This is a genomic window from Variovorax sp. HJSM1_2, from assembly GCF_049316285.1.
GTDB lineage: Bacteria > Pseudomonadota > Gammaproteobacteria > Burkholderiales > Burkholderiaceae_C > Rhodoferax_B.
In genome coordinates, this window is record NZ_JBMOXA010000015.1 from 63,053 (window position 1) to 85,645 (window position 22,593).

The window sequence follows — 22,593 nt, forward strand, 5'->3', positions numbered from 1 at the left end:
GGTGTTGAAAGGGGGCCCAGCATGTTGACCGTATTGGCGTTTTTAGCGGCCCTGGCCTTGTTGATTGCCGTGCACGAATACGGGCACTACCGCGCGGCGGTGGCCTGTGGCGTGAAGGTGCTGCGGTTTTCAGTGGGCTTTGGCAAGGTGGTGTGGTCGTGGACACCCAAGGGCTCGCCCACGGAGTTTGCTGTCAGCCTGTTTCCGCTGGGGGGCTACGTCAAGATGCTCGACGAGCGTGAAGCGCCCGTGCCCGCCGACGAACGCCACCTGGCATTCAATACCCAGCCTTTGCGTTCGCGCGCCTTTATCGTGGCCGCCGGCCCCCTGGCCAACCTGTTGTTGGCCACGCTGCTGTATGCCGCGGTGAACTGGAGCGGTGTGGAGGAAGCGCGCGCGGTGTTGGCCAGCCCGGTTGCGGGTTCGCTGGCCGAGAAGGCCGGTCTTGTGGGCGGCGAGGTGGTGCTGCGTGCCGCCAATGGTGACGATTCGCTCGACGACGTGCGCTCCTTTGACGACTTGCGCTGGCGCCTGACCCGTGGCGCACTCGATGGCGAAAACGTGCGCCTGGAAGTGACACGTCCCGGAGCCTCGGGATCGGCCGCGCCGGCGCGTGAGGTGGTGTTGCCGCTGAGTGGCCTGCAAAGCCCGGAGCCCGATGCCGCGTTGTTCCGCCGCATCGGCATTCTTTCGCCCTGGACCAAGCCACTGGTGGGCAATCTGGTGGCCGATGGCGCTGCCGCGCGTGACGGCCTGCAGCCCGGCGACGAAGTGCTGCAGGTCGGGGCAACGCGTATCGTTGATGGCCAGCAACTGCGCGAAACCGTGCGCGCCTCGGTGTCCGGTGAACAAGCCTTGACGCAAACCTGGAGCGTGCTGCGCGCAGGCGTGCAGAAGCAACTGCAGGTGACGCCAGACGTGCAAAAGCAGGATGGCCAGGCCTATGGCCGCATCGGCGCCTTTGTCGGGGCACCGCCTGAAATGGTCACCGTGGACTACGGCCTGTTCGAAGGCCTGTGGAATGGTGCTGTGCGCACCTGGGATATTTCGCTGCTCACCTTGCGCATGATGGGCAAGATGCTGATCGGCGAAGCCTCACTGAAAAATCTGAGCGGCCCTCTGACAATTGCCGACTACGCCGGCAAATCGGCGCAAATGGGCCTGTCACAATATCTGACTTTTCTGGCTCTCATCAGCGTCAGTCTCGGTGTGCTCAATCTGCTGCCGTTGCCTGTCCTCGATGGGGGGCACCTGATGTATTATCTTTGGGAGGCGGTGACAGGCAAGGGCGTGTCCGACGCATGGATGGAGCGGCTGCAGCGCGGTGGCGTTGCGGTTCTCCTGGTGATGATGTCCATCGCGTTTTTTAACGACGTCACCCGTATTTTTGGTTAACAGTACGCCATGTACTGCTACGCGAGTTTGGCAAACCACTATTCATGAACAATCATTCAAAAAGTTATCGCCTGCGGGCGTTGAGCGCGACCCTAGCCCTGGTGTTCGCCTCCGACGTGGCCTGGGCAGTGGACCCTTTTGCCGTGCGCGACATCCGCATTGAAGGCCTGCAACGGGTAGAGCCCGGTACGGTTTTCGCCTCTCTGCCCTTTCGTGTGGGCGATACCTACAACGACGAACAAGGCTCCGCTGCCATCCGTGCGTTGTTTGCATTGGGCCTGTTCAAGGATGTGCGCTTGGAGACCAATGGCGATGTGCTGGTGGTGATTGTCGAAGAGCGCCCCACGGTCGCCGATGTTGAATTTGCCGGCTCCAAGGAGTTTGACAAAGATGTGCTGAAAAAAGCCATGCGCGACGTGGGCCTCACCGAAGGCCGCCCGTTCGACAAGGCGCTGGCCGACCGCGCTGAGCAGGAGCTCAAGCGCCAATACATCAACAAGAGCCTGTACGGCGCGCAGGTGGTGACCACGGTCACGCCAATCGAGCGCAACCGTGTCAACGTGACCTTCTCCATCACCGAAGGTGAGCCAGCCAAGATCAGCGAGATCCGTATCGTCGGCAACAAGGCTTTCAGCACCTCGACCTTGCTCGGCTTGTTCGAGCTCGACACCGGCGGCTGGCTGAGCTGGTACACCAAGTCCGATCGTTACTCGCGTGCCAAGCTCAACGCCGACATCGAAACCCTGCGTTCGTATTATTTGTCGCGCGGTTACCTGGAGTTCAAGGTTGACTCCACCCAGGTTGCCATCTCGCCGGACAAGGAAGACATCGCCGTCACCTTGAACATCACCGAGGGTGAACGTTTTGTGGTGTCGGGCATCAAGGTTGAAGGCAACTACCTCGGCAAAGAGGAAGAGTTCAAGTCCTTGATCACCATCAAGCCCGGCCAACCTTACAACGCCGACCTGGTCACGGGCACGGTCAAGGCATTCAAAGACTATTTCGGCAGTTTTGGTTTTGCCTTTGCCACGGTGGAGGCGCAAACCGAAATCGACCGCACCAACAACCAGGTCGCGCTGGTGCTGCAAGCCAATCCTTCGCGCAGAGCTTATGTGCGCCGCGTCAACATCGCCGGCAACTCGCGCACGCGTGACGAGGTGATTCGCCGCGAGTTCCGTCAATACGAGGCCTCCTGGTATGACGGCGACAAGATCAAGTTGTCGCGCGACCGTGTCGACCGTTTGGGCTACTTCAAAGAAGTCGGCATCGAAACCCAGGACGTGCCAGGTTCACCGGACCAGGTGGACGTGCAGCTCAATGTGGAAGAAAAGCCCACCGGTAGCGTGCAGTTGGGTGCCGGTTTCTCCAGTGCTGAAAAACTTTCGTTGTCGTTCAGCTTGAAACAGGAAAACGCCTTCGGCTCGGGTAACTACCTGGGCTTTGAAGTCAACACCAGCAAATACAACCGCACCGTCGTTTTCAGTTCCATCGATCCGTATTTCACCAACGACGGTATCTCGCGTGCGTTCGATATCTACTACCGTTCGCAGCGCCCGTATAACGACCAGGGCGGTGACTACCAACTGGTGACCCAGGGTATGAGCTTGCGCTTTGGTGTGCCGTTCAGCGAGAGCGATACGGTTTATTTCGGTACCGCACTGGACCGCACCACCATCAAGCCCGGCACCAATATCCCCGCCGCCTACCTGGCCTATGCGCAGCAATTTGGTTACACCAGCACCAATTTGCCATTCACCGTAGGCTGGTCGCGTGATGACCGTGACAGCACCTTGGCGCCTACATCGGGACGCTTCCAGCGGTTTAACAGCGAACTGGGGCTGATAGGTGATGCCAACTATGTCAAGGCGAACTACCAGTACCAACAATTCATTCCGCTGGCCAAGCTCTACACATTTGCCTTCAACGGCGAATTTGGCTACGGCACCGGACTTGGCGGGGATCCCTATCCGGTGTTCAAGAACTTCTATGGTGGTGGTCTGGGTTCTGTGCGTGGTTTCGACCAGGGTACGCTGGGCCCACGTGACGTGACCGGCTCCTCTATCGGTGGCTCCAAGAAGTTCAACATCAATGCTGAAATGCTGGTGCCTTTCCCAGGTGCCGGTAACGACCGCACACTGCGCTTGTACGGCTTTGCCGACGTTGGCAATGTGTATGGCGAGAATGACAAATTCGACCTGTCCGTGGCCCGCGCCTCGGTGGGTATTGGCCTGAGTTGGATTTCCCCGGTGGGACCTTTGCGCTTGGCTTACGCCGAGCCCGTGAGGAAATTTCCTGGGGATAGAATCCAGAAACTGCAATTCCAAATAGGTACATCGTTCTAATGAAGAAATTTCTACGTCAATGCTGGCTGGCTGCAATCGTCGGCGTGATGGGGTTGTCGGCTCACGTCCATGCCCAGGCTGAAGATTTCCGTATCGGCTTCGTCAATACCGACCGCATCTTCCGCGAGTCCAGTGCCGCCAAGGCTGCGCAATCCAAGCTGGAGCAAGAGTTCTCCAAGCGCGACAAAGAACTGAGCGACACCGGTGCCGCGCTGAAAAGCGCTTCGGAGAAGTTCGAACGTGAAGCGCCTACCTTGGCCGAAAGCCAACGTGTATCGCGCCAGAAACAACTGGTCGAACAAGACCGTGACTTCCAGCGCAAGCGCCGTGAATTCCAGGAAGACCTGAACTCGCGCAAAAACGAAGAACTGCAGCAAGTGCTGGAAAAGGCCAACCGCGTGATCCGCCAGGTGGCCGAAGCTGAAAAATACGACGCCGTGTTGCAAGAAGCCGTCTACATCAACCCTAAGCACGACATCACCGACAAGGTGCTGAAAGCGCTGAACGGTGCCAACGGCGTCAAGTAACCACGCGCTTTAACGCTGTCGAAATGGAACAGCGAGATGCTCAGCAGTGGCCATCTCGCTGAATACCCGGCACTCAGGTGCTGCGCCGCCGAGTCGCGGCCTTTTCCAACAGGCTCTGGGGCCTTCACAGAATGGCATTGCAACTCAAAAGCATAATCGACGCATTGGGCGGGGAGCTCCACGGAGACCCCGACCTGAGTATCCAGGCACTGGCGCCACTTGGTGATGCTGGCCCCGGAGAGTTGACCTTCCTCAGCAACCCCAAGTACCGGCAACAACTGGCCGCCTCTCGGGCGGCCTGTGTCATTGTGGGCAGCGTGATGGAAGAGGCGGCACGCGAGCGCGGCGCCTGCATCGTCACACCCGATCCCTATTTGTACTTCGCACGTTTGACGCAGCTTTGGGCGCGGCACAACGGCCTGGCCCCGGTGCCTGGCATCCACCCCAGTGCGGTGGTTGATGCACAAGCCTTTGTCGACCCTACGGCAACCATAGGCCCGTTGTGTGTGGTGGAGCGTGGTGCGCGCATTGGCGCGTATACCGTGCTGAAGTCGCGCGTGACGGTGGGCGAGCGGTGTGTCATTGGCGCGCGCGGCATCTTGCATCCGGGCGTGGTGATAGGGGCTGACGGCTTTGGCTTTGCACCTTATCAAAAGACCTGGGAAAAGATCGAGCAGCTTGGCGCCGTCACCATTGGTGACGACGTGGAGATTGGTGCCAACACCTGTATAGACCGTGGCGCCTTGCGTGACACCGTCATCGAAGATGGCGTCAAGCTCGACAACCTGATCCAAATTGGCCACAACGTGCACATCGGTAAACACACGGCGGTTGCCGGTTGCGCCGGGGTGGCCGGCAGCACCCATATCGGCGCGTATTGCACGCTCGCCGGTGCCTCGCGCGTGGCGGGTCATTTGACCTTGGTGGATGGTGTGCATGTCACCGCTTCCACCATGATCACGCGCTCATTGCTAAAACCCGGGGTCTACAGCGGATCCTTTCCATTCGACGAAAATGCGAAATGGGAGAAAAACGCGGCGACGCTCAAACATTTGCACAGCCTGCGTGAGCGCATTCGGGCGCTCGAAAAACGAAACGAACAAGGCGATTCAGAACCATGATGGACATCCACACCATTCTCAAACAACTGCCACACCGCTACCCGTTCCTGCTGGTAGACCGTGTGCTCGATCTGGAAAAAGGCAAGACCATCCGTGTGCTGAAGAACGTCACGATGAACGAACCCTTCTTCCAGGGCCATTTTCCGCAGCGCCCGGTGATGCCCGGCGTGTTGATGCTCGAAGCCATGGCGCAGGCTGCCGCCTTGCTGGCCTTCCACGCGCTCGACGCCTCGCCTTGCGGCAACACCATTTACTATTTTGCAGGTGTCGACGGTGTGCGTTTCAAGCGTCCGGTCGAGCCAGGTGACCAGCTCATCCTCGAAGCCGAACTGCTGCGTATGAAAGCCGGCATCTTCCGCTTCAAAACGCGCGCCATGGTGGGCGATGAAGTAGCGGTGGATGTGGACCAGTTGACCTGCGCCATGCGCACCGTTGCCTAAGGCGTCCAGCGTGAGCCTCATCCACGCGACGGCCATCGTCGATCCCCAGGCCCAGATCGACAGTTCGGTGCAAATCGGCCCGTACACCGTGGTCGGCCCGCATGTGCGCATCGCTGCCGGCACCACCGTCGGCGCGCATTGTGTGCTCGACGGGCACACCACTATCGGCCGCGACAACCACATCTTTCAGTTCAACTCGATTGGCGCGGTGCCGCAGGACAAGAAATACGCCGGTGAACCCACCGAGCTGATCATCGGCGACCGCAACACCATACGCGAGTTCTGCACCTTCAACCTGGGCGTGCCCCAGGCCGGTGGTGTGACGCGTGTCGGCGACGACAACTGGATCATGGCCTATACCCACATTGCGCACGACTGCATTGTGGGCAATCACGTCACCATGGCCAACAACACCACCTTGGCCGGCCATGTGTTAATCGATGATTGGGTCACCGTGGGCGGCCTTACCGGCATTCACCAGTTTGTGAAGATTGGTGCACATGCCATGGTGGGTTTTGCGAGTGCGGTGTCGCAAGACGTGCCACCGTTCATGCTGGTCGATGGCAACCCGCTGGCCGTGCGCGGCACCAACCTCGTGGGCTTGCGCCGGCGCGGTTTTTCGAATGCGCGTTTGGCTGCCATCAAGCAGATGCACAAGCTGCTGTACCGCGAAGGCAAGACGCTGGCGCAAGCCAGCCAAGAAATTGCGGCGCTGCCCGGCAGCATGCCGGAAGCAGATGAAGACGTGGCCGCCATGACCGCCTTTCTGGCCAGTGCCGAGCGCGGCATCGCCCGCTGATGAACCAGCCAGTTCAGGTTAGGACGCCCCACGTCGAGGGCTCAGGTGGAACGGCGCCTCACGTCGCCATGGTGGCGGGGGAAGCGTCCGGTGATCTGCTGGCGAGCCTGGTGATCGATGGCCTGCGCGCACGCTGGCCCGATCTGAAAACCAGCGGCATCGGTGGGCCGCAAATGATCCAACGCGGGTTTGACGCGCACTGGCCAAGCGAGAAGCTTGCGGTGCACGGCTACAGCATAGAAGTGTTTAAACGTGTGGCTGAGTTGCTGCGCATCCGCAAGCAATTGCGCCAGCGTTTACTGCGCGAGCGTCCGGACGTGTTCATGGGTGTTGATGCCCCGGATTTCAACCTCGGGCTGGAGGCGGGGCTGAAGGCCCAAGGTGTGCGCACGGTGCATTTTGTCTGCCCGTCGATCTGGGCCTGGCGCCCAGAGCGCGTCAACAAGATACGCCAAAGCGCCGACCATGTGTTGTGCATCTTCCCGTTCGAGCCCGAGCTGCTGGCGAAGAACGGCATCGCCGCAACCTACGTCGGCCATCCGCTGGCCAGTGTGATCCCGCTGCAGCCCGACCAACACGCGGCGCGCGAAAAGCTGGGCTTGCCGCTGGAAGGGGCCGTGGTGGCCTTGCTGCCTGGCAGCCGTGGTTCTGAAGTGCGTTATCTGGCCCCCAGGTTTTTTGAGGCTGCAGCGCTGATGCTGAAAGCGCAGCCAGCTATTCAATTTGTAGTGCCAGCAGTGCCTGCACAACACGCCGCGATTGAAGCCCATGTGGCCGCCGCCGGCATGGCGGGCCGCATTCTGGTCGTGCCCGGCCAATCGCACACCGTGCTGGCGGCGTGTGATGTGACGCTGATCGCCAGCGGCACCGCCACGCTGGAGGCGGCGTTGTTCAAGCGGCCCATGGTCATCGCCTACAACATGCACTGGTTGTCGGCCTGGTTGATGCGGCGCAAGCAACTCCAGCCCTGGGTTGGCCTGCCGAACATCTTGTGCCGCGAGTTTGTCGTGCCCGAGTTGCTGCAGGACGCCGCCACACCGCAAGCCCTGGCCGACGCTGTTTTGCAATGGCTGGACGATCGCGCCCGTGGGTCTGCGAGAATCGTGGCCCTCGACGAAAAATTCCGCGCGTTGCATCTTGAACTGCGACGCGACACAGCGCAGCTTGCCACCGATGCCATCCAGAAAGTCCTCCATTCCTGAACAAAGTGTGTTCGCCTGGTCTGCCCAAGGGCTGATGGCAGGGGTGGACGAGGCCGGGCGCGGCCCGCTGGCCGGGCCCGTGGTGGCGGCGGCCGTGATCCTGAACGACCTGGACCCGATTGCCGGTCTGGCCGACTCCAAGAAGCTCACTGCCGCCCGGCGCGAAGCCCTGTTTGACGAAATCCGCGCCAAGGCCTTGTGTTGCTCGGTGGCCGAGGCCAGTGTGGAAGAGATAGACCAACTCAACATCCTGCAGGCCACCATGCTGGCCATGCGCCGTGCGGTCGAAGGCCTGCGCCTCACACCTGCGCGTGTGCTGGTCGACGGCAACCGCCTGCCCACCTTGCGTGTGCTGGCCGAAGCGATTGTCAAGGGCGACGCGTTGGTTCCCGCCATTTCGGCCGCATCGATTTTGGCCAAGGTGACGCGCGACCGCTGGTGTGCCGAGGTCGACGCGCATTACCCGCAATACGGCTTTGCCGTGCACAAAGGTTATGGCACGGCGGCGCATCTGGATGCCCTGCGTGCCCACGGTGCCAGCCCGCTGCACCGTCGCACATTCAGCCCGGTGCGGCAGGTGCTGTGATGACCAGCTCCAACATCGTGCACGTCACCGCGCGTGACAACCCCTTGCTCAAAGACCTGCGCCGGCTGGCGCAAGACAGCGCCGCTTACCGCAAACAAGGCCGTGTATGGCTTGAAGGCGACCACCTGTGCCGTGCCGCATTGCAGCGCGGGCAACAACCATCAATCGCCGTTTTTTGTGAGTCTTTTTGGCCTGTGGCGCAGGCTGAATATGCGCAGGCAGCTCCTAAATTCGTAGTAATTCCGGATGCCTTGTTTGCTGAACTCAGCGGCCTGGAATCACCTGCGCGCATGGGTTTTCTGCTCGACCTGCCCGAGGCGGTTGCGCCATTGAATGGCCAGGCCGCCGTGGTACTGGACCGCGTGCAAGACGCCGGCAACGTGGGTTCCATCTTGCGCAGCGCCTCGGCCTTTGGCTACAAACAAGTGATTGCCCTCAAGGGCACGGCCGCGCTGTGGAGCCCCAAGGTTTTGCGTGCCGGCATGGGAGCACACTTCGGTTTGCGCCTGGTGGAAGGCGCAGACTTGGCCATGGTGCAAGCTACAGGCCTACCGCTGCTGGTTACCAGCTCACACGGCGGCAGCTATCTGCACCAGGCCGATTTACCCTGGCCCTGCGCCTGGGTGATGGGCCACGAAGGGCAGGGTGTGGCGCCCGAGCTGGAGGCACTGGCCGCACAACGCATACGCATCGCCCAGCCGGGCGGTGAAGAGTCGCTCAACGTGGGGGCTGCGGCAGCCATTTGTCTGCATGCCAGCGCCACAGCGGTGCGCGCGGCCAATTGAGTTTTGCGCCCGTCCACGCTGGAACGCGTGCGGGCCCTGATGACTTCGTCTCTTTACTTCGTTACCTCACGCAGCCAGGCCGCGCAGTCGCCCGAGGCTTCTACTGGCCAGTCCACCGTCAACGCCGTGTCGCCACGGCGTAGTTCGATGTGAATGTGTTGGCCGCTTGGCGTGTGACCATTTACCAGGCGTGACCACCAACCGCGTGATGCGGTGGCCGGGCCAGTTTGCGTGATCGGCGCCGGCGTGGCGATGGCCGGGGCGGCCGGGGACTTGGCGGGTGCAGCCGCGGCGACCGGGGCCGGGGAGGCTACGGCAGTGGGTGCCGAAACAGAAGCAGGAGCTTGTGCCGGTACCGCTACCGCCGCAGGCTTGTCCACCGCCGTCGCCGCCACGGGGGCCACACCGCCCTCCAACCGCGCCACCAGGTTTTGCCCAAACTCTTCCCACATGCGGTCGGCCTTGGTCTTCATCACCGTGAGGCCGAAGGTGCCCAGGCGCCCCAGCACGTCGACCTTGACCTTCATGCGGATCTCGGTTTGGCCATCGGGCAGGGCGGTGAGGAACAGTTCGCTTTGCTGCTTGAGCGAACTGGCCACCGAGGCATCTTCACCCGTGCCTTCGCAGCGCAGGTAGTGCGGCGCCTGCTGCTCGACAATGGTGGTCTTGAGCTTGAACTTGGCGCTGATGAAGGAGATCTTCACGTGGATCTGCGCCACGTATTCGACATCGCTGATCACCTCGATGGACTTCATGCCTGGCACACAACTGCCCATCACATTCGGATCCAGCAGCATGGCCCAGACTTTTTCCGTGGGCGCCGCCACGGTCATGATTTTTTCAATTTCCACGCATCTTCTCCGCTGCAGTTAAAACCGATTCGACGATTTGGGTGTAGCCGGTACAGCGGCACAAATTGCCATTGAGACCGTGGCGCACTTCGTCTACCGTTGGATTGGGGTTGCGGGCCAGCATGGCGCATGACGCCATCAGAAAGCCCGGGGTGCAATAGCCGCATTGCAGGCCGCCACACTGCATGAAACTCTCCTGCAGGGGATGCAGGGCCTCGCCCTGGCTCAAGCCCTCTACCGTGGTGATGCAACTGCCGTTGGCTTGCACCGCCAGCGACAGGCAGGACTTGACCACCTCGCCGTCCAGCAGCACTGAACACGCGCCGCAGGTGCCGGTTTCGCAGCCGCGCTTGGTGCCCGTGAGGTGCAGGTCGTCGCGCAGAAAGTCGGACAACATGCGCCGCGCAGGCACTTCCATACTTTGCGGCGTGCCGTTCACGGTCACGTCGATTAGGTGTTTGCTCATGCGTGAACTCCTTGTGCCTGGCTATGTGCGTGGTGATGAGCCTGGTTAAGCGTGAGCTTGAAAAGTTTGGCGATGGTGCGCTCGGCCACCACGCGCACCATGGCGCGGCGAAAGTCCTCGGAGCCACGTGTGTCGGACACGGCCAGGATGTCGCTGGCCACAATCTCTGCGGCCTCGGCCGCCACCTCGTGCGTGACGGTTTTGCCCGCGAGGTAGGCCTCGGCGCGCGCCACGCGTGCCGGGATGGGGGTGGACGCTCCCACCACCAGCCGCGCCGAATGGCACAGCGTGCCGTGACTGCGTGTGGCGATGGAGAAGTTGACCAATGGCCGGTGCTCGGCGGCGGTGCGCAGGAAACGTGTGTATTCGCCAACGGCATCGGGCGCGGGGGCAGGGATGCGAATCTCCTGTACCACTTCGTCGGGCTCTATGGCGGTGACGTAGTAGTCCACCAGAAACTCTTCCATCGATAAAACTCGCTCGCCCCGGCTGCTGGCCAGCACTACCTGTGCATCCAGCGCCATCAGGCAGTTGGGCGGGTCGGTGGCAGGGTCGGCGTAGCAGAGGTTGCCGCCTATGGTGCCCTGGTGGCGCACCTGCGGGTTGGCCACTTGCGCCGCCATGGCTGCGAGCATGGGGTAGTGCTGCTGCACCAGCGGCGAGCGCGCCACATCGCAATGGCGCGACAGGGCGCCTATGCGCAGGCCGGTGCGGGCATCGAAGCTGATGCCGCGCAGCGCGTCCAGCTTGGCCACCGAGATGATGTGGGTGGGCGACAACATGCGTTGCCGCATGGCCAGCATCAGTGCGGTGCCGCCGGCCATCACGCGGCATTCGTCGCCCAGGTCGGCCAGCATGCGGCTGGCTTCCGCCACCGAGGCGGGTTGCAAAAAGTCAAAGTCACGCATGCTGCACCTCCTGTTGCTGGCGCAGCGCGGCCAGGATTTTTTCGGGCGTGATGGGCAGGTCGCGGATGCGTACACCAATCGCCTCATACACCGCGTTGGCAATTGCCGGGGCGCCGGGCAGGATGGCGGTTTCGCTCGCGCCCTTGGCGCCGTACGGGCCGTTGGGGTCCATGGATTCGACCAGGCCGCCGCGCAGCATGGGAACGGCATCGGCCATGGCCATGGTGTAGTCGGCAAAGTCGGCATTGGTGATGCGGCCGCCTTCGAGTTGCAGGTGTTCGTACAGCGTCCAGCCAATGGCCTGCACCGTGGCACCGTTGGTCTGGCCGTGTATGGCCATGGGGTTCAGGGCCTTGCCGCAGTCGTCGGACACAAAGCTGTCGAGCACGCTGACCTGGCCGGTTTGTATGTCGACCTCCACCTCCACCGCCTGCGCCGCAAACGAGTAGGCCGGGGCGATGTTGCCGTAGACCTGGTCGTCGTGCATCTTGGTCTTGGCGTCCCAACTGCCGCTGACTTGAATGCCTTCACCACCATGGCGCCAGATGTGCAGGCGTGCCAGTTGGGCGATGCTGGCCTGGCGCGTGGGCTCGGCCTTCACGCGTACCGAGCCCTCGGCCAGTTCGAGTTGATCGACCTCGGCCTTGAGTTCGCTGGCGGCCAAGGCCAACAGCTTGTCGCGTGCCGAACGTGCCGCCACGATGGCCGCGTTGCCGGCCGCGATGGTGATACGCGAGGCCAGGGCGCCAATGGCGCTGGGTGAGGTGTCGGTATCGGGCGGCACCACGTAGGTGTGGCTCAGCGGGATGGTCAACTCGTGTGCCACCACCTGGCTCAGCATGGTCATGGCGCCTTGGCCCACATCGGCTTCGCCGCTGTGGATGTAGACGCGGCCGTCCTCGTTGATTTTGACGACCACGGTCGACCCATCCCAGTTGCCTATGGTGCGGTTGCCGCTGACGTGCATGGCGCAGGCCATGCCCACGCCACGGCGCTTGGCGCCGGTGTCTTTGGCACGGGTGCGCTTGGCCTCCCAGCCTATGGCGCTGGTGCACTGGTCAATACATTCCTTCAGGCCGGTGCTGCCAATCTCCCAGCCGTGGATAGAGGTTTCACCGGCGCCAATGGCGTTGCGCTTGTGGATGTCCACGGGGTCTAGGCCGAGTTTTTCGGCCATGCTGTGGATGTGGCTGTTCAGTGCAAACTGCATTTGTGTGCCGCCAAAGCCGCGAAACGCGCCATGCACCGGCGTGTGGGTGTAGACCAGCGTGGCGTGTGAGCGCACGTTGGCGTTGCGGTGCATGTTGTCGCTACGCATGGCGCTGACGTGCATCACCTCGGCGGCCAGGCCGCTGTAGGCGCCGCAGTCGGCAATGATGCGCACCTCTTTGGCGACGATCAGGCCGTCGCGGGTCATGCCCAGCTTCAGCGTGATCTGCTCGGGCACGCTGGACGGCGCGGCCAGAAAGTCTTCGAGCCGGTTGTTTACCAGCCGCACCGGCCTGCCGGTTTTGACGGCCAGCAGGCCGGCGATCAGGTTGTTGGCGTCTTCCACCATCTTGCCGCCGAAGCCGCCGCCGGTGGTGGCCTGGTGTACGCGCACACGCGAGATCGGCAGCTCCAGCGCAGCGGCCAAACGCACCCGTGCCAGCGAGGCCGAGTGGGTGGAGGTCCAGACCTCCAGCCGGCCATCGGGGTCGATGGCGGCGACGCTGCCCATGGGCTCGAGGTAGCCAGGGTATTGCGCGTGTGTGGTGTAGTGCGCCTCGTACACCAGGTCGGCGGCGGCCATGCCGGCATCGACATCGCCACGCTGGAACTTGATTTCGTGCGAGATGTTGTTGCGCCCGGGGTGGATGCCGGGTGCGTCTTCGTCCAGCGCTTCTTCGGGTGTGAGGATGGCGGGCAACTCCTCGTATTCGATGGCGATCAGGTCGAGCGCGTCGCGCGCAATTTCTTCGCTGGTGGCGGCCACGGCGGCGACTTCTTCACCGCAAAAACGCACCACGCCTTCGGCCAGGATGCGCCGCTCTTTATGGTGCACACCCCACATGGCGCGTGGTGCGTCGGCACCGGTGAGCACGGCCAGCACGCCGGGCAACGCCCGCGCGGCGGCGGTGTCCACGCTGACGATGCGTGCGTGTGGGTAGGGACTGCGCAGCACCTTGGCGTGCAGCATGCCGGCGACCTTGAGGTCACCCGCGTATTGGGCGCGCCCCAAGACCTTGGCTCGCGCCGTGACCTGGGGCACATCGGTGCCCAGTGTGGATGGGTTCATCGTCATTTTTTTGTGGGCTGTTCTGAAGGGGGCGGGGCCTGCGGGCAAGCCCCGGCGCGTGGCATCAGTCGGCGGTGATGCCCAGTTCCTTGATGACCTTGCCCATGACTTCAAAGTCAGACGCATTGGTCTTGCCCAACACTTCGGGCGCGCCGCCAGCGGGCAGGGCGCCAAAGGTGGCCAGCTTTTCGACCACGTCCGGCATCTTCACAATTTCGTTCAGATGGCTGTTCAGCAGCGTGACGATGTCCTTGGGCGTGCCCTTGGGCGCGAAGAAACCGTTCCATGCGCCCACCACCACATCCTTGTAGCCGTACTCCACCAGCGTGGGCACGCCCGGCATCAACGGCGAGCGGTGCGCATCACCAACCGCCAGCGGCACCAGCTTGCCTTGCTGTATGTACTGCGCCACCGGCCCGAGCGTGACCCAAGCCGTGCTGACGTGGCCGGCCACCACGTCGGTGACGGATGGGCCCACGCCACGGTAAGGCACGTGGGTGATTTGGCTGCCGGCCGAGCGGTTCAGCCATTCGGCCACCACGTGCATGGGTGAGCCGGCGCCCGGGCTGGCGTAGTTGACCGCCTTGCCGGCCTTGGCCGCCGCAATCATCTCGGGGATGGTCTTGAAGCCCGCGCCGGGGTGGGCCACCAGCAACAAGGGCTGGGTCGCCGTCTTGATGATGGGTTCGAAACCATTCAACACGTCGTAGCTGGCCTTGGGCGCGAGCTTGAGCACCATGGGTGCGGTGGTGAAGGGGTTGGGCGTGAACAGCAGGGTGTAGCCATCGGCCGGAGCGCGGCTGACAAAGGTGTTTCCCACCACGCCGCCGGCGCCCGCGCGGTTGTCGATCATCACCGGCTGCTTGAGCCGCTGCGAAAGCTTGTCGGCCAGCAGGCGGGCAATGGCGTCGGTGTCGCCGCCCGGTGGGTAGGCCACCACCACGGTGATCGGCTTGCTGGGGTAGGCCTCGGCGGCCATGGCCCCGGTGGGGGCCAGGGTGCTGGCAGCGAGCGAGGCCAGGGCGGCGGCTAGGACGAGACGGCGGTCAACATTCATCGTGTAACTCCAGGGGCAGGCGGCGGTATGGTTTTTAAGTGGCGAAAACGAGTGGCGGGAATGTTTCATATATAAAACATAGTTTCATTAAGAAACTAAATGCATTCTTGTTTCTCATTGTTGATAGATCAACTTGCTGTAAACCATAATTTACATATCATAAAAATATGATAGGAAAATTAATTTCTGACGAATGCTCGTGCCGTGGCGGCGGTTGTTTGTTAAACGACGAAAATCGGCAACATGAGCCGATCTGATGAATTGAAAAACAGCGCTGGCGCCGCTAATGGCGCCGCCAGGGAAATCTGCCCGTGGACGGGGCTCGAGCCATCGGGCGAGGGGCTGACCGTCGACAACTTTCTGACCACCATGTTCAGCACCGTGGGCAATGCCTTGCGGCGCACCATCACCCAGCCGTATGCGGAGCAGTTTGGGGTCTCGGTGTCGGAATGGCGTCTGTTGTCGCTGGTGGCGCACGCGGGCGAGTTGCCGTTTGCCGAGCTGGTGATCCAGTCCACATCCGACAAGGCCTTGGTCAGCCGCACGGTGCGCCAGTTGGAGCAGCGCGGTTTGCTGCAGATTCGGGCCGAGGGCTCCACGCCGCGCAAAAAACTCATCTGCGCGGTGACCGAGGCTGGCGCCGCCCTGCATGCCCAGGCGATACCCATTGCGCGGCAGCGCCAGGCCGAAATGATTTGTCTGTTGAGTCCGCAGGAGCGCGAAGGGCTTTATCTGGCGCTGAAAAAGCTGGGCCAGCATTGCCTGGCGCCGACGGCCGATGGACGCGACGGCGGTCCGTCTTCATACATATGAAATGAGCGGCGGCCAAGGGTTTTTGCCAATAGGGGCTGCCACTCCCGGGAACTGCTGGTTATAATTGAGGGCTTTCCCGCCATCACCGTACGCCTAGCGCCGTTCACACCGAACCCCTTATCAGAGCAAAGACAAGAGTTTTCTCTTGGACCGCTTGGCGTACCCGTAACCATTTCGGAGAACCCAGTGCTTTTGTCTCTACAGGGAACCTTCCCGCCCGCCATCCTGGCGCTCGCAGACGGCACGGTCTTTTTTGGACATTCGATTGGGGCCACCGGCTCCACCGTCGGAGAGGTTGTGTTCAACACCTCGATGACCGGCTATCAGGAAATCCTCACCGACCCCAGCTATTGCCAGCAGATCGTCACGCTGACGTATCCGCACATCGGCAACTACGGGACGAACGAGGAGGACGTCGAATCCAGCAAAGTCCACGCCGCAGGTCTGATCATCAAAGACTTGCCTCTTGTCTCTTCCAACTTCCGCCAGAAGCTCACGCTGTCTGACTATTTGGTCAAAGAGAAAACCGTGGCCATTGCCGGTCTCGACACCCGCAAGCTGACACGCCACCTGCGCACCCACGGCGCGCAAAACGGCAGTATCGTGGGCTTGGCTGCGGGCGAATCCGTTACGCAAGCCGCGATCGACAAAGCCATCGCCGCGGCCAAGGCTGCGCCGAACATGGCCGGTCTGGACTTGGCCAAGGTGGTGTCTGCCGCCAAGGGCTACGACTGGACGCAATCCGAATGGCAACTGGCGCGCGAAGATGGCACGCCAGGTTACGGCACGCAAGACAAGCCGCGCTTCCATGTGGTGGCGTACGACTTCGGCGTGAAGTTCAACATCTTGCGCATGCTGGCCGAACGCGGCTGCCGCGTGACCGTGGTGCCGGCGCAAACGCCTGCCGCAGAAGTGCTGGCGCTGAACCCCAACGGCGTGTTCCTGTCCAATGGCCCTGGCGATCCAGAGCCCTGCGACTACGCCATCGCCGCCACGCGCGAGATCATTGAAACCGGCGTGCCGACCTTCGGCATCTGCCTGGGTCACCAGATCATGGCCTTGGCCAGCGGTGCCAAGACCTTCAAGATGAAGTTTGGCCACCACGGCGCCAACCACCCGGTCAAGGACCTGGACAACGGCCGTGTCAGCATCACCAGCCAGAACCACGGTTTTGCGGTCGATGAAAAGACCTTGCCCGCCAACCTGCGCGCCACACACATCAGCCTGTTCGATGGCACGCTGCAAGGCCTGGCCCGCACCGACAAGCCGGCGTTCTGCTTCCAGGGCCACCCTGAAGCCTCGCCCGGCCCGCATGACATTGGTTACCTGTTCGATCGTTTCACCGCGCTGATGGAACAAGCTCTGGAGAAGAAGAATGCCTAAGCGCTCAGACATCAAAAGCGTACTCATCATTGGCGCCGGCCCTATCATCATCGGCCAGGCCTGCGAGTTCGATTACTCCGGCGTGCAAGCCTGCAAGGCGCTGCGCGAAGAGGGTTACAAGGTCATCCTGATCAACAGCAACCCCGCGACGATCATGACCGACCCGGCCACGGCCGACGTCACCTACATCGAGCCCATCACCTGGCAGACGGTCGAGAAGATCATCGCCAAGGAACGCCCCGACGCCATCCTGCCGACTATGGGCGGCCAGACCGCGCTGAACTGCGCGCTGGACCTGTGGCGCAACGGCGTGCTGCACAAGTACAAGGTGGAGCTGATAGGCGCCACGCCTGAGGCCATCGACAAGGCCGAAGACCGCCTGAAGTTCAAGGATGCGATGACCCGCATCGGCCTGGGCTCGGCGCGTTCCGGCATCGCCCACTCCATGGACGAAGCCTGGGCAGTGCAGAAGAGCGTGGGCTTCCCCACCGTCATCCGCCCCAGCTTCACGTTGGGCGGTACCGGCGGTGGTATTGCCTACAACTCGGAAGAGTTCGAGACCATCTGCAAGCGCGGCCTGGAAGCCTCGCCGACCAACGAGCTGCTGATCGAAGAGTCGCTGCTCGGCTGGAAAGAGTACGAGATGGAAGTGGTGCGCGACAAGGCGGACAACTGCATCATCGTCTGCTCGATCGAAAACCTGGATCCCATGGGTGTGCACACCGGCGACTCGATCACCGTGGCGCCGGCCCAGACGCTGACCGACAAGGAATACCAGATCCTGCGCAACGCCTCGCTGGCGGTGCTGCGCGAAATCGGCGTGGACACCGGCGGCTCCAACGTGCAGTTCTCCATCAACCCGAAAGATGGCCGCATGGTCGTCATCGAGATGAACCCACGTGTGTCGCGCTCTTCGGCACTGGCTTCCAAGGCCACCGGTTTCCCGATTGCCAAGGTCGCGGCCAAGCTGGCCATCGGCTACACGCTGGACGAGTTGCGCAACGAAATCACCGGCGGCGCCACGCCCGCGTCGTTCGAGCCTTCGATCGACTACGTGGTGACCAAGATTCCACGTTTTGCGTTCGAAAAATTCCCCGCAGCCGATTCGCGTTTGACCACGCAGATGAAGTCCGTGGGCGAAGTCATGGCCATGGGCCGCACCTTCCAGGAGTCGTTCCAGAAAGCCCTGCGTGGCCTGGAAGTCGGCGTGGACGGCATGAACGAAAAAACCCAGGACCGCGAAGTCCTGGAAAAAGAACTCGGTGAGCCCGGCCCAGAACGCATCTGGTACGTGGGTGATGCTTTCGCCCAAGGCCTGAGCGTGGACGAGGTGTTTGCGCTGACCAAGATCGACCCCTGGTTCCTGGTGCAGATCGAGCAGATCGTGAAGATCGAACTCGAACTCGAAACCAAGACGCTGGAAGACATCGACGCCGCCACGCTGCGCGCGCTGAAGCAAAAAGGCTTCTCCGACCGCCGCCTGGCCAAGCAATTGAAGACCACCGACACGGCGATCCGTGAGCGCCGCCGCGCGCTCAACGTGCGCCCGGTGTTCAAGCGCGTCGACACCTGCGCCGCTGAATTTGCCACCGACACCGCCTACCTGTACTCGACCTACGAGGCCGAAGGCGGCGAATGTGAAGCCGACCCGACAGATCGTAAAAAGATCATGGTGCTGGGCGGTGGTCCGAACCGTATCGGCCAAGGTATCGAGTTCGACTACTGCTGCGTACACGCGGCGCTGGCCATGCGTGAAGACGGGTACGAGACCATCATGGTCAACTGCAACCCCGAAACCGTGTCCACCGACTATGACACTTCCGATCGCCTGTACTTCGAGCCGTTGACGCTGGAAGACGTGCTGGAAATCGTCGACAAGGAAAAACCGCTAGGCGTGATCGTGCAGTACGGCGGCCAAACGCCGTTGAAGCTGGCGCTCGACCTGGAAGCCAATGGCGTGCCCATCATCGGCACCACGCCGGACATGATCGACGCGGCCGAAGACCGTGAGCGCTTCCAGAAGCTGCTGCACGAGCTGGGCTTGCTGCAGCCGCCAAACGCCACCGCGCGTACCGAGCCGGAAGCCCTGGAAAAGGCCGCTGCTCTGGGTTACCCGCTGGTGGTGCGCCCGAGTTACGTGCTGGGTGGCCGCGCCATGGAAATCGTGCACGAGCAGCGCGACCTGGAGCGCTACATGCGCGAAGCCGTGAAGGTGAGCAACGACTCGCCGGTGCTGCTGGACCGCTTCTTGAACGACGCCGTGGAATGCGACGTGGATTGCATCCGTGACAACACCGGCGGCACGCTGATCGGTGGTGTGATGGAGCACATCGAGCAAGCCGGCGTGCACTCGGGTGACTCGGCCTGTTCGCTGCCACCTTACAGCCTGAAGCCTGCCACCGTGGCCGAACTGAAGCGCCAAAGCGCCGCCATGGCCGCCGCGTTGAACGTGGTGGGTCTGATGAACGTGCAGTTCGCCATCCAGGAAAAAGATGGCAAAGACGTGATCTACGTGCTGGAAGTGAACCCACGCGCCTCGCGCACCGTGCCTTACGTCAGCAAGGCCACGGGTCAGCAACTGGCGAAGATCGCCGCGCGCTGCATGGCCGGCCAGTCGCTGGCTTCGCAAGGCATTACCGGTGAAGTCACGCCGCCTTACTTCAGCGTGAAGGAAGCCGTGTTCCCGTTCGTCAAGTTCCCGGGCGTGGACACCATCCTCGGCCCTGAAATGAAGTCCACCGGCGAAGTCATGGGCGTGGGCCGCACCTTTGGTGAGGCTTTCGTCAAGTCGCAAATCGGCGCCGGCACCATCCTGCCGCGTTCGGGCAAGGCCTTCATCTCGGTGAAGAACAACGACAAGGCACGTGCCGTGGAAGTGGCGCGTGGCCTGGCCAAGCTGGGCTTTGAGCTGGTGGCAACCAAGGGAACGGCTGCTGCGATCAACGCCGCCGGTGTGAGCTGCACGGTGGTCAACAAGGTCACCGAAGGCCGTCCGCACATCGTCGACATGATCAAGAACAACGAGATTGCCTTGGTCATCAACACGGTGGAAGAGCGTCGCAACGCGATCGCCGATTCGCGCCAGATCCGTACCTCTGCCTTGCTGGCCCGCGTGACCACCTTCACCACCATTTTTGGTGCGGAAGCGGCCGTGGAAGGCATGCAGCACATGGATCATCTGGACGTGATTTCGGTGCAGGAAATGCACGCGCAATTGACTGCTTGATAGCCGCGTAAACACTGTCTAAGCATCGCTTGGCGGGTGCCGCAAACGCGGCATAATGGCCCGCACAGCGAACATGAAAAACACACCGCCGGACGGAGACGACCGGCGGTTTGCATTTGGAGAACAACTATGTCCACATTTCCCGTCACCAAGCGTGGTGCTGAGTCCTTGAAGGCCGAGCTGCACAAGCTCAAGACCGTCGACCGGCCGGCCGTGATCAACGCCATTTCCGAGGCGCGTGCCCAGGGTGACTTGAGCGAAAACGCCGAGTACGAGTCGGCCAAAGACCGCCAAGGCTTTGTGGAAGGCCGCATCATCGAAATCGAAGGCAAATTGTCGGCCGCCCAAATCATCGACCCCGCCGCGCTGGACGCTGGTGGCCGTGTGGTGTTTGGTGCCACCGTCGAGCTCGAAGACGAGTCCAGCGGCGCCACCGTGAGCTACCAGATCGTCGGTGAAGACGAGGCCGACCTGAAGCTGGGTCGCATCAATATTTCCAGCCCCATCGCGCGTGCGTTGATCGGCAAGGAAGAGGGCGACACTGCAGAAGTGCAGGCCCCGGGCGGCTTGAAGCACTACGAAATCGTGGCCGTGCGCTACATCTGATCAGAGCGATTGCACGTGCTAAAGCAACGGCTGCCAACCTTTCTGGCTGCGCTGTGGTGGGGCAGCCTGACCACGCTGGGCTTCATCGTGGTGCCGCTGCTGTTTGCCAGCTTGCCCAGCCCGGCCATCGCCGGCGCGACGGCGGCCAAGCTGTTTACTGCGCAGACATGGTTGTCCATGGCTTGCGCCATCATCTTGTTGCTGTTTACGCGCTCAAAATCGCCTGATGAGCAGGCTGCCATTGCGCCAACAGCTCTTTTGTTTATAGCGGGTGGCCTGTTGCTGGCGCTGTTGGCAGAGTTTGCCGTGGCGCCGCGCATCGTCGCGCGCGAGAATTTGAAGCTCTGGCACAGCCTGGGCAGCGGCATGTATGTGCTGCAATGGCTGTGTGCCGGGGTCACGCTTTGGAAATTAAGCCCCGCACAACAGCGCTGATGGTGTTAGCGGGAGAGTAAAAACGGCACCGCTGCGAGCGGGCCGTATCAGCATGTCAGATCAGGTCTGGCTGCGCTTCTTCACGCTGGTCTTTGGCTTGGGCTTGGCGCGTTTGACCTGGCCGCCGGCCGTCAGCCGCTGGTTGCCCAAGACACGCAAGGTCTTGATTTCAGGGCGCTGGCCGCCGCGGCTGCTGTGTTTCAGCACCTTGAAGTCGCGCGGACCGGGCATGCGGTCTTCATCTTCGACGCGCTCTTTCTTGATCTCGGGTTTGGGGCGCCAGAGCACCAGCAACTTGCCGATGTGCTGGATCGGGGCCGCGCTGAGTTCGTCGGCCAGGGTCTGGAACATGGTTTCGCGGGCGACGCGGTCGTCCGAGAAAACGCGCACCTTGATCAGGCCGTGGGCGTTGAGCGCCAGGTTGGCTTCTTTGATCACGCCGGGTGTCAGCCCGTCGCCGCCAACCATCACGACGGGGTCAAGATGGTGGGCTTCGGCGCGGTGAACCTTGCGCTGTGCAGGGGTAAGTTGAATTAGAGGCATGGCCGTATTATCAAGGGCAACATGAAAATTGAAAAAAAAAGCAGCAAAGTTAATAAAGCTTGGCTGCACGAACACATCAACGACCCCTACGTCAAGCTCGCCAATAAAGAGGGCTACCGGGCGCGCGCGGCCTATAAATTGAAGGAAATTGACGAGACCATGCGGCTGATTCGCCCTGGTCACGTGGTGGTCGATTTGGGCTCATCTCCGGGGGCTTGGAGCCAGTATTTGCGCCGCAAGATGGCGCCCAAGGGCACAGCCGGCACGGGGGGCGCAGCGGTCGGGGAGTTGAACGGCACCATCATCGCCATCGACCTGCTGCCCATGGAGCCCATTGAGGGGGTGTTGTTCTTCCAGGGCGACTTCCGCGAAGCCGAGATGCTGGAGAAGTTGGAACAGGCGCTGCAGGGCCGGCAGGCCGACGTGGTGGTGTCAGACATGGCGCCCAATCTGTCTGGCCTGGGCACAGTGGATGCCGCGCGCATCGTGCACCTGATCGAATTGGCGGTGGAGTTTTGCCAAAGCCATCTCAAGCCCGAGGGGGCGTTGGTGGTGAAGGTTTTCCACGGCGGCGGCTACAACGAATTGGTGCAGTTGTTCAAAAAGACATTTGCCACCGTGAAGCCCTTGAAACCGAAGGCATCACGAGACAAATCTTCAGAAACTTTTTTAATTGGTATCGGGCTGAAGCCGCAGAGTTAGCACTCTTTGTCCGCGTTTACCCTTGGTCATCGAGAAAAAGCTGGTGTTTGACCCGTTGACCCTATTGCCGGACATGGACATTCATTAGGGAGGCGCGCTTGAAAGGCCTAAAATTGGCCTCAATTGCG

21 protein-coding genes are annotated in these 22,593 nt (G+C 61.8%); 15 read left to right on the top strand and 6 right to left on the bottom strand.

The window, feature by feature from the left end; genetic code table 11:
* Positions 1 to 21 precede the first annotated feature (21 nt).
* The 9 genes from rseP (at position 22) to ACFQ95_RS17005 (ending at position 9,197) form a co-directional block, all read left to right on the top strand.
* A complete protein-coding gene (rseP, locus tag ACFQ95_RS16965; protein WP_422832830.1) occupies positions 22 to 1,395 on the top strand; it encodes an RIP metalloprotease RseP in 1,374 nt (457 codons plus the stop codon).
* 44 nt (positions 1,396 to 1,439) lie between these two features.
* Positions 1,440 to 3,737 (top strand): outer membrane protein assembly factor BamA, encoded by a 2,298-nt coding sequence (gene bamA / locus ACFQ95_RS16970; protein ID WP_422832831.1) that lies wholly within the window; start codon positions 1,440 to 1,442, stop codon positions 3,735 to 3,737.
* Complete coding sequence (locus ACFQ95_RS16975; RefSeq protein ID WP_422832833.1) at positions 3,737 to 4,264, top strand: OmpH family outer membrane protein; 528 nt, start codon at positions 3,737 to 3,739, stop codon at positions 4,262 to 4,264. Before bamA ends, ACFQ95_RS16975 begins: the two co-directional genes overlap by 1 nt.
* A 131-nt stretch (positions 4,265 to 4,395) precedes the next feature.
* Positions 4,396 to 5,385 carry a UDP-3-O-(3-hydroxymyristoyl)glucosamine N-acyltransferase gene (lpxD, locus tag ACFQ95_RS16980; RefSeq protein ID WP_422832835.1) on the top strand — a complete coding sequence of 330 codons (990 nt, stop codon included), beginning with the start codon at positions 4,396 to 4,398 and terminating at the stop codon, positions 5,383 to 5,385.
* On the top strand, positions 5,382 to 5,825 hold the full coding sequence (gene fabZ / locus ACFQ95_RS16985) for a 3-hydroxyacyl-ACP dehydratase FabZ (RefSeq protein ID WP_422832836.1): 444 nt from the start codon (positions 5,382 to 5,384) through the stop codon (positions 5,823 to 5,825). The genes lpxD and fabZ overlap by 4 nt, the downstream gene beginning before the upstream one ends.
* A 10-nt stretch (positions 5,826 to 5,835) precedes the next feature.
* Positions 5,836 to 6,624 (top strand): acyl-ACP--UDP-N-acetylglucosamine O-acyltransferase, encoded by a 789-nt coding sequence (gene lpxA, locus ACFQ95_RS16990; RefSeq protein ID WP_422832837.1) that lies wholly within the window; start codon positions 5,836 to 5,838, stop codon positions 6,622 to 6,624.
* Between the two features lie 68 nt (positions 6,625 to 6,692).
* Positions 6,693 to 7,826, top strand: coding sequence for a lipid-A-disaccharide synthase (lpxB, locus tag ACFQ95_RS16995; protein WP_422832893.1), 1,134 nt, complete (start codon positions 6,693 to 6,695; stop codon positions 7,824 to 7,826).
* The gene (gene rnhB, locus ACFQ95_RS17000) at positions 7,798 to 8,412 is read left to right on the top strand and encodes a ribonuclease HII (protein ID WP_422832838.1); all 615 of its coding nucleotides are present in this window, start codon (positions 7,798 to 7,800) and stop codon (positions 8,410 to 8,412) included. Before lpxB ends, rnhB begins: the two co-directional genes overlap by 29 nt.
* A complete protein-coding gene (locus ACFQ95_RS17005) occupies positions 8,412 to 9,197 on the top strand; it encodes a TrmH family RNA methyltransferase (protein WP_422832839.1) in 786 nt (261 codons plus the stop codon). Before rnhB ends, ACFQ95_RS17005 begins: the two co-directional genes overlap by 1 nt.
* Before the next feature lie 53 nt (positions 9,198 to 9,250).
* On the opposite strand, the gene ACFQ95_RS17010 is transcribed toward ACFQ95_RS17005, so the two are convergent.
* From ACFQ95_RS17010 to ACFQ95_RS17030, 5 genes are read right to left on the bottom strand one after another with little or no spacing between them, the layout of a single operon-like run.
* Positions 9,251 to 10,048 (bottom strand): CoxG family protein, encoded by a 798-nt coding sequence (locus ACFQ95_RS17010; RefSeq protein ID WP_422832841.1) that lies wholly within the window; start codon positions 10,046 to 10,048, stop codon positions 9,251 to 9,253.
* Positions 10,038 to 10,514 carry a (2Fe-2S)-binding protein gene (locus ACFQ95_RS17015; RefSeq protein ID WP_422832843.1) on the bottom strand — a complete coding sequence of 159 codons (477 nt, stop codon included), beginning with the start codon at positions 10,512 to 10,514 and terminating at the stop codon, positions 10,038 to 10,040. The genes ACFQ95_RS17010 and ACFQ95_RS17015 overlap by 11 nt, the downstream gene beginning before the upstream one ends.
* Positions 10,511 to 11,422, bottom strand: coding sequence for an FAD binding domain-containing protein (locus ACFQ95_RS17020; protein ID WP_422832844.1), 912 nt, complete (start codon positions 11,420 to 11,422; stop codon positions 10,511 to 10,513). The genes ACFQ95_RS17015 and ACFQ95_RS17020 overlap by 4 nt, the downstream gene beginning before the upstream one ends.
* Positions 11,415 to 13,706, bottom strand: a complete 2,292-nt coding sequence (locus ACFQ95_RS17025; protein WP_422832846.1) for a xanthine dehydrogenase family protein molybdopterin-binding subunit — start codon at positions 13,704 to 13,706, stop codon at positions 11,415 to 11,417. The genes ACFQ95_RS17020 and ACFQ95_RS17025 overlap by 8 nt, the downstream gene beginning before the upstream one ends.
* Before the next feature lie 58 nt (positions 13,707 to 13,764).
* Positions 13,765 to 14,757: a Bug family tripartite tricarboxylate transporter substrate binding protein gene (locus ACFQ95_RS17030; protein ID WP_422832848.1), complete on the bottom strand. Its 993-nt coding sequence runs from the start codon at positions 14,755 to 14,757 to the stop codon at positions 13,765 to 13,767.
* Between the two features lie 243 nt (positions 14,758 to 15,000).
* Between ACFQ95_RS17030 and ACFQ95_RS17035 the strand changes: the two genes are divergently transcribed.
* The 5 genes from ACFQ95_RS17035 (at position 15,001) to ACFQ95_RS17055 (ending at position 21,220) form a co-directional block, all read left to right on the top strand.
* Complete coding sequence (locus ACFQ95_RS17035; RefSeq protein WP_422832850.1) at positions 15,001 to 15,570, top strand: MarR family winged helix-turn-helix transcriptional regulator; 570 nt, start codon at positions 15,001 to 15,003, stop codon at positions 15,568 to 15,570.
* A 186-nt stretch (positions 15,571 to 15,756) separates the two neighbouring features.
* A complete protein-coding gene (carA, locus tag ACFQ95_RS17040; RefSeq protein ID WP_422832852.1) occupies positions 15,757 to 16,953 on the top strand; it encodes a glutamine-hydrolyzing carbamoyl-phosphate synthase small subunit in 1,197 nt (398 codons plus the stop codon).
* On the top strand, positions 16,946 to 20,179 hold the full coding sequence (carB, locus tag ACFQ95_RS17045) for a carbamoyl-phosphate synthase large subunit (protein WP_422832854.1): 3,234 nt from the start codon (positions 16,946 to 16,948) through the stop codon (positions 20,177 to 20,179). Before carA ends, carB begins: the two co-directional genes overlap by 8 nt.
* A 129-nt stretch (positions 20,180 to 20,308) precedes the next feature.
* A complete protein-coding gene (gene greA / locus ACFQ95_RS17050; RefSeq protein WP_422832855.1) occupies positions 20,309 to 20,785 on the top strand; it encodes a transcription elongation factor GreA in 477 nt (158 codons plus the stop codon).
* A 15-nt stretch (positions 20,786 to 20,800) separates the two neighbouring features.
* A complete protein-coding gene (locus tag ACFQ95_RS17055) occupies positions 20,801 to 21,220 on the top strand; it encodes a DUF4149 domain-containing protein (protein WP_422832857.1) in 420 nt (139 codons plus the stop codon).
* A 60-nt stretch (positions 21,221 to 21,280) separates the two neighbouring features.
* On the opposite strand, the gene ACFQ95_RS17060 is transcribed toward ACFQ95_RS17055, so the two are convergent.
* A complete protein-coding gene (locus ACFQ95_RS17060; RefSeq protein ID WP_422832859.1) occupies positions 21,281 to 21,763 on the bottom strand; it encodes a YhbY family RNA-binding protein in 483 nt (160 codons plus the stop codon).
* 21 nt (positions 21,764 to 21,784) lie between these two features.
* Here ACFQ95_RS17060 and ACFQ95_RS17065 point away from each other — a divergent pair, with 21 nt between their 5' ends.
* Complete coding sequence (locus tag ACFQ95_RS17065) at positions 21,785 to 22,465, top strand: RlmE family RNA methyltransferase (RefSeq protein WP_422832861.1); 681 nt, start codon at positions 21,785 to 21,787, stop codon at positions 22,463 to 22,465.
* The last annotated feature ends 128 nt before the right edge of the window (positions 22,466 to 22,593 follow it).

Bases quoted from the DNA above. Each gene is read 5' to 3' on its own strand.
- ACFQ95_RS16975 (WP_422832833.1), top strand. From the start codon at position 3,737: ATGAAGAAATTTCTACGTCAATGCTGGCTGGCTGCAATCGTCGGCGTG.
- carB (WP_422832854.1), top strand. From the start codon at position 16,946: ATGCCTAAGCGCTCAGACATCAAAAGCGTACTCATCATTGGCGCCGGC.
- fabZ (WP_422832836.1), top strand. From the start codon at position 5,382: ATGATGGACATCCACACCATTCTCAAACAACTGCCACACCGCTACCCG.
- rnhB (WP_422832838.1), top strand. From the start codon at position 7,798: ATGCCATCCAGAAAGTCCTCCATTCCTGAACAAAGTGTGTTCGCCTGG.
- ACFQ95_RS17060 (WP_422832859.1), bottom strand. From the start codon at position 21,763: ATGCCTCTAATTCAACTTACCCCTGCACAGCGCAAGGTTCACCGCGCC.
- ACFQ95_RS17065 (WP_422832861.1), top strand. From the start codon at position 21,785: ATGAAAATTGAAAAAAAAAGCAGCAAAGTTAATAAAGCTTGGCTGCAC.
- ACFQ95_RS17025 (WP_422832846.1), bottom strand. From the start codon at position 13,706: ATGACGATGAACCCATCCACACTGGGCACCGATGTGCCCCAGGTCACG.
- ACFQ95_RS17035 (WP_422832850.1), top strand. From the start codon at position 15,001: ATGAGCCGATCTGATGAATTGAAAAACAGCGCTGGCGCCGCTAATGGC.
- ACFQ95_RS17015 (WP_422832843.1), bottom strand. From the start codon at position 10,514: ATGAGCAAACACCTAATCGACGTGACCGTGAACGGCACGCCGCAAAGT.
- bamA (WP_422832831.1), top strand. From the start codon at position 1,440: ATGAACAATCATTCAAAAAGTTATCGCCTGCGGGCGTTGAGCGCGACC.
- rseP (WP_422832830.1), top strand. From the start codon at position 22: ATGTTGACCGTATTGGCGTTTTTAGCGGCCCTGGCCTTGTTGATTGCC.
- ACFQ95_RS17005 (WP_422832839.1), top strand. From the start codon at position 8,412: ATGACCAGCTCCAACATCGTGCACGTCACCGCGCGTGACAACCCCTTG.
- ACFQ95_RS17020 (WP_422832844.1), bottom strand. From the start codon at position 11,422: ATGCGTGACTTTGACTTTTTGCAACCCGCCTCGGTGGCGGAAGCCAGC.
- greA (WP_422832855.1), top strand. From the start codon at position 20,309: ATGTCCACATTTCCCGTCACCAAGCGTGGTGCTGAGTCCTTGAAGGCC.
- lpxD (WP_422832835.1), top strand. From the start codon at position 4,396: ATGGCATTGCAACTCAAAAGCATAATCGACGCATTGGGCGGGGAGCTC.
- ACFQ95_RS17030 (WP_422832848.1), bottom strand. From the start codon at position 14,757: ATGAATGTTGACCGCCGTCTCGTCCTAGCCGCCGCCCTGGCCTCGCTC.
- lpxB (WP_422832893.1), top strand. From the start codon at position 6,693: ATGGTGGCGGGGGAAGCGTCCGGTGATCTGCTGGCGAGCCTGGTGATC.